5 protein-coding genes are annotated in these 5,561 nt (G+C 47.4%); 1 reads left to right on the forward strand and 4 read right to left on the reverse strand.

From position 1 onward, the window contains the following. Positions 1 to 181: 181 nt before the first annotated feature. The 3 genes from M0Q40_12295 to M0Q40_12305 are packed head-to-tail and all read right to left on the reverse strand — an operon-like array spanning position 182 to position 3,020. Entirely contained in the window at positions 182 to 913 is a 732-nt protein-coding gene (locus M0Q40_12295) for a hypothetical protein (GenBank protein MCK9223369.1), read from the reverse strand. A gap of 54 nt (positions 914 to 967) precedes the next feature. Continuing rightward, a complete protein-coding gene (locus M0Q40_12300; protein ID MCK9223370.1) occupies positions 968 to 1,672 on the reverse strand; it encodes a hypothetical protein in 705 nt (234 codons plus the stop codon). Positions 1,673 to 1,718: 46 nt separating this feature from the next. After that, positions 1,719 to 3,020 carry an extracellular solute-binding protein gene (locus M0Q40_12305; GenBank protein ID MCK9223371.1) on the reverse strand — a complete coding sequence of 434 codons (1,302 nt, stop codon included), beginning with the start codon at positions 3,018 to 3,020 and terminating at the stop codon, positions 1,719 to 1,721. A gap of 538 nt (positions 3,021 to 3,558) precedes the next feature. Between M0Q40_12305 and M0Q40_12310 the strand changes: the two genes are divergently transcribed. Then, complete coding sequence (locus M0Q40_12310; GenBank protein ID MCK9223372.1) at positions 3,559 to 4,380, forward strand: AraC family transcriptional regulator; 822 nt, start codon at positions 3,559 to 3,561, stop codon at positions 4,378 to 4,380. Positions 4,381 to 4,408: 28 nt separating this feature from the next. On the opposite strand, the gene M0Q40_12315 is transcribed toward M0Q40_12310, so the two are convergent. Then, on the reverse strand, positions 4,409 to 5,455 hold the full coding sequence (locus M0Q40_12315) for a hypothetical protein (GenBank protein MCK9223373.1): 1,047 nt from the start codon (positions 5,453 to 5,455) through the stop codon (positions 4,409 to 4,411). Positions 5,456 to 5,561 lie beyond the last annotated feature (106 nt).

The raw sequence follows: 5,561 nt of genomic DNA on the forward strand, positions 1-5,561 counted from the left end.
CACATCCATTCGGTTATCATTCATGATTAATTATACAGGAACCACCGTTGCCACACACCCTCAGTGGCAATTATACAACTAAAAAACCGTGTTGTCCAGTATTAACTTGCGCTGTAGTATTAAAGCATCTAAGAGCGAGTGCCCCTGATCGGATTAACTCACCTTTTCAGGGGCACCTTTCCTACTTGCCCCAAATCTCTACATCATCAATGTAGATGGGAGCTGTGTTAGAAGCATGTTGATATCCAAAGGCTACCGTGTTTAGATCCGGATTTTCATTGTAAAAGGAAAGAGGCGTCTCATTACCTGGTACTTCAGAGTGATCGACATAAACATCAAAGGTTTGTGTACCAATATCTATCTCCAATGTAACTGTGTACCATTGATTCGGTGTGTAGTCCCCCACATCAATCCATTCATTGTGCTTCGCATCTTTGAGGATGCGAATCTTCTCCCCAGCGGTAATCAAGAAAATCGCGGTCTTGCTGAAGCTGTTATGAATCTCGCCGGGATTCCCAGCAGTCCCGCCTAGACTAACTCTAAGACTGCGCAAATCTGAGGTATTCCACATCTTGAAAGTTAAGCGTAACTTCCTACTTACCGGTGTAAAACAATAGGTAGCTTGTCCGGATATATTCGGTGAGCTCGCTGTTCGTTCGATACACAGTACCCGATTGCCCTCACCTAGTGCCACGGGTGCATCAACCACAGAAGGTTCATCCGGCGAATCGTGAAAATTAAGTATTTCCCAACCGGAGGGTAGCTGTCCAATGGGCGTTGTCTCGAAGTCTTGCTTATGGATTAGTGGCAGCGATTGATCATCTTCTGGACTCGACAAGAGAAAGCAACCAAAAAGTAGCAACAATACCGACACCAATATAGTTGGTATGAATAAGCGACGTAATCCGGCCATGCTAGTTGCCCTCCTCACATCTAAAAGTAATCTTAGCCCTAGACCGAGGTGCTGCTATTTTCCCCGAATGATCACGTTGTCAATATAGACCGGATCTGTATTGGCAGCATGTTGGTATGCAAAAGCAATAGTATTCAAATCATGATTTTCAGTATAGAAGGAGATAGGAACAGTATTTTCAGGCGTGGTAGACCCATCTAGATAGACATTGAAAACTTGCGCCTTAATGTCTATATCCAGCATAATCGTATGCCACCGTCCGGGCGTGTACTGTCCTACCTCAGTCCACTCATTGGCCTTCGCGTCCTTCAATGCCACCACCTGTCCGCCGGTCATCGAAAGGAAGATAGCCGTTTTGGCCAGGGCATTGTGAATCTGTCCAGCGGTACCTGCAGTGCCACCGAGGCAAACTCGCAAATTACGAATAGTGGTGGTGTTCCACATATCAAATACCAACTGCAATCTCTCGTTAACAGGTTCGAAGCTGTAGTTTGCGTGTCCTGTGATATTGGGTGATCCGCTTGTGCGACCTATATGCAGGACGCGACCATCTCTAGTTAGCTCTGCTGGTGCTTCAACGACCTGTGGTTCGTCGGGTGATTTATGGAAATTGAGCAGCGTCCAATCACTTGGTAACCCACCCACATCCGTTCCGTCAAAATCTTGTTTATGAATCACTGGCAATGTGCCCGCGGCTACTGAACAATATACAAGCAATAGCGATAAAGTAACAACAAGCCATTTAGGATGCATTCTCACTGGTTTTCCTCCTTCTTGCTCCTCGGTTTCAGTAATAATCTGATTGTCACTGTTCTGATACGCCTAAAGCTTGATTAACCTCCAATTGCAGCTTTCTCTCAAGATTCTCCAAGACTACGTTGGGTGCTTGTTCCGTGCGCCACACAGCCTTAAGCTCGTTATTGATCTCACGGCGAATAGTCTCTAGCATTGGTATCGGCGGTGGAGCATTGAGTCTTGTGGCCTCTTCATACATGGCAACGATTGGTGCCACAATCGGCAGCGCACTAATATCTAAGGACTGAATCGCCGACAGGTTACCATTCAGCCATCCCGCAGCATCAAAGAGGATCTGCGCAGCCTCCGCTGAGGTGAAAAACTCGATTAGGGCGAAGGATAAGTCTGGGCGTGGAACATCGACGGGAATACATAGGCCCCAGGGCAGAATAGCTGTAGCCGTATCACCTAATACACTGGGCATCCATGTATAACCGAACTCTGATTCTAGTCCATGTCCTTTTAGCCCACCGGGAATCCAATAACCATTAATTTGCATAGCCAGGCGGCGGCTGGTTAAGCCACCGAGCCACCCTCCAATACCTGCACCGGTTATTAGTTCATAGCCAGGGGTATCGTAGATACGCTTGATATACTCCACGGCTTCTGCGAAAGCCATCAGATCTAACGTGTCCTGCTCGGTATCATACCACTGCACATCAAAAACGGTGCTCCAAATTGTCGGGAAATAGGTGCCACCCATGGCGTCCGTTGGATTAATCCCTACCTGGTCAAGTCCGGAACCGTCAGGCTTTTCCACAGTTAGTTTTCGATGCATCTGATATAGTTCTTCCAAGCTACTTGGTCCCCGATCAGATAGACCAGCTTCCGCAAAAAGTTCCCTAGAGTAAATGAGTACCAGACCAGGTCCCACTTCCAGTGCGGGGATACCATACTGTCTCCCCCCAGCGGTGAAGGAATCTATGAGTAGGGGTGGATAATTCTCACTAGACAAGTGTTCACTTTTATCCAAGTATGTATCAATTGGTTGAATCAGCTCTGCCAGTGCATATTGGATCACAGGTGCTGGCATGGCAACCGCATCCGGTGGAGTGCCGGATATAGTGCCCATCATGAGGCGTTCAGCCAGTTCATTTTGTCCCACCGTAGTTACGGTGACACTACCAACCTCCGGGTGCTTCTCTGCAAATAGAGCTGCTACCGTTTTGATGCCTTCGATTGCTTTTTGCTGCCAGGGGTTAATCCATAGTACCAGATCAACTTCCTCTCCTGCCTGTACCACTGGTGGAATCAAAAGCCACATTGTGAGGATTGACAATACTAGCGATAATATGATGGTTCTATGTTGCATTAATAACTACTCCCTTCATTCGATCTTTCTTTCATCGCCAACCATAGATAATTCGCAATTGTACGAGCAGCTGCTCTCTGCCGGAAAGTCTCTTGGCAGTGTATTCGTATTTATCACATTATTCGGTTGTATACCTTTAGCACAACATACCGTAGTTATTTACTTTAATCGTGTAAGCCATGAATTAATGTCTCGTCTCCCTATCCTCCCCATGTGTGTATTTCGCTTAGCTTAGACCGCATCAATTCTCCGTAGTGTATCAACTAAGTTTAGTGTAACCCATGCCCGACCTGCGTTCAAGGGCAATTATTTAACCACTTTGCTGTTTTTGAACATTATGACGAATTAGGCAACTAACCAATACCAGCCTATCAATCGTTCTAGCACAGCTAGCAAGGCAATATTTAGAACCTGCATCCATAGCATCATCCTCTATCAGATTATGTTCATTTTCCTAATGGACGCCAATCTAGTATACTTTGTACTAGGGGTGTGACGTTCGAACGGCTAAGCATCTAAGCAAAGGACGTGATTCTTGATGAGGCACAGCTACTTCTTGACGGTTACACCAAGGGACGAGCAGCTTCCCGTCTACTTATGTACCGTGGGACATGTACACCAAAGACCGACTCAGTATCCTAACGGATGTCCGAACTACCACTGGTTGCATACCATTTCAGGTAAAGGAATGGTGGAGCTTTTAGGGGATCTCACCCCTTTGCCCCACGGTCGGGGGTTTTTAATGTATCCAGGGACTCCCTGCAACTACTGGCCCACCGCCGATGTGTGGGAAGTAATGTGGCTTACCTTTAACGGAAAAGACATAGACCGCTTCTTGCAGGCCTGGGGAATGACACCGGGTTTCATCGACTTATTTGATGTGCAGTACCTTTGCAGCAAGATCAACGATCTACTAACCCGGGCCGCGGAGCAGTCCGACTACACAAGCGCAGTTCTATCCGGCCTTTTGTATTCATTCTTACTGGAATTGGGTTGGCAGTCTTCCCGAGAAGAACGTCAAGTGCGGCAGAGAAAAAGACTTGCACCAGTGACCGAGCATATCCATCGTAGATACAGCCAGCCGATCAGCCTAGACGAATTAGCCAATCTCATTAACATAACTCCACAGCACCTATGTCGCATGTTTCGCTCTGTCTTTGGCGTAACACCCATCAGCTATCTAACAACCTATCGGATCATTAAGTCTAAGGAACTCCTGCTCCACCAGCCGGACTTAACCGTAGAAGAAGTGGCCAACCGCGTCGGCTTTTCCAGTCTTAGCTACTTCTGCACTATATTCCGGCGGTACGAGAAGACCACACCGGCAGAGTTCCGGAGGGCAAACCTTCGAAACATATGATAGCCATAGGTCTGGGCATCGGGATTCATTATTCAGCACCGGGCAAACGCGCCACCCCACAGAGTTCCAAGGATCCTAGTTGCACCTCGTTTCGACCCAGACCGCTAGGTAGAACCACCCGGAAGTAGTCGTTCTCAGAGGCGGTGATAACGTCTCCAGCAAGGCAAAGCTTTAGCCAACCTTGATCAGAATAGTCTAGCACAACTAGCTTGGGATCCAGCAGCTGCCATTGCTGCAGATCCGGTGAAACAGCCAATTCAATTGTTTCACTAAGCATATCATCCCGAGCGTATACGATCAGTTCATAGCGGCGTAATCTAGGTTGTTTCCAGATTAGGTATTCGCTTTCTAGACCCTTAGAGGCAATCCGTGTATTATCTCCAAAAAGATCTACGGCCTCATCGTTGAGGAATTCCCAGCCCTGCGAGCGTTCGATAGTCTTTAGGCGGTCAAATGCACCACCAAACCACGTTCCCGGCGGATCAAAATCCTCCAGCAACCTTTCCCAGTTACGTATAACAATCCGGCGTACATCCTTTGAGCTAGTTCCTTGGCCCATCTTTGCCATCAAGATCAGATCGTACGCGCCGTCCTCAAATTCTAGGGTGTTTAAGCTGAGACTTCCGGGCCAATGGCCTCCCTCGTATACCATGTTCGGTTCTGTTTCCTCGAACACTCGAATCGGTTGTAACGTCAGTGCGAAGATATCGGCCTGCTCATTGGAACCAAACCCAACCCTTCCATTGACTTCTACAGTGCCTTGGATGTACGATGCCTGATCCTGCGGAAGCTCTAACAGAGTACGCCGCACCTTGAATTTCGCTATCTGCTCAAAAACTCTGCCCTTTACGTCGGTTACCACTACGGTAAGTAGGTGCTCTTCATCATCATCGCCAACGGGTGCAGAAAGTCTTAGCTGTTTTGGTATACTGGAACCCTGATATAGTTCCACGTCGTTTTGGATGATCTGTACCTGTGCGATATCAATGGCAGGATTGACTGAAACTAGAATAGGTTCATCGGCAAGGACAGTCGTTCCCGCAACTGGAGAGTCAATCTTAATACTACAGCGCAAGTTAATACTGGACAACACGGTTTTTTAGTTGTATAATTGCCACTGAGGGTGTGTGGCAACGGTGGTTCCTGTATAATTAATCATGAATGATAACCGAATGGATGTG

It is taken from the genome of Limnochordia bacterium (assembly GCA_023230925.1).
Classification (GTDB): Bacteria; Bacillota; Limnochordia; order DUMW01; family DUMW01; genus JALNWK01.

What these genes read in the sequence shown, in the direction of transcription:
- M0Q40_12295 (MCK9223369.1), bottom strand. Translation starts at nt 913, where the DNA reads ATGGCCGGATTACGTCGCTTATTCATACCAACTATATTGGTGTCGGTA.
- M0Q40_12305 (MCK9223371.1), bottom strand. Translation starts at nt 3,020, where the DNA reads ATGCAACATAGAACCATCATATTATCGCTAGTATTGTCAATCCTCACA.
- M0Q40_12310 (MCK9223372.1), top strand. Translation starts at nt 3,559, where the DNA reads ATGAGGCACAGCTACTTCTTGACGGTTACACCAAGGGACGAGCAGCTT.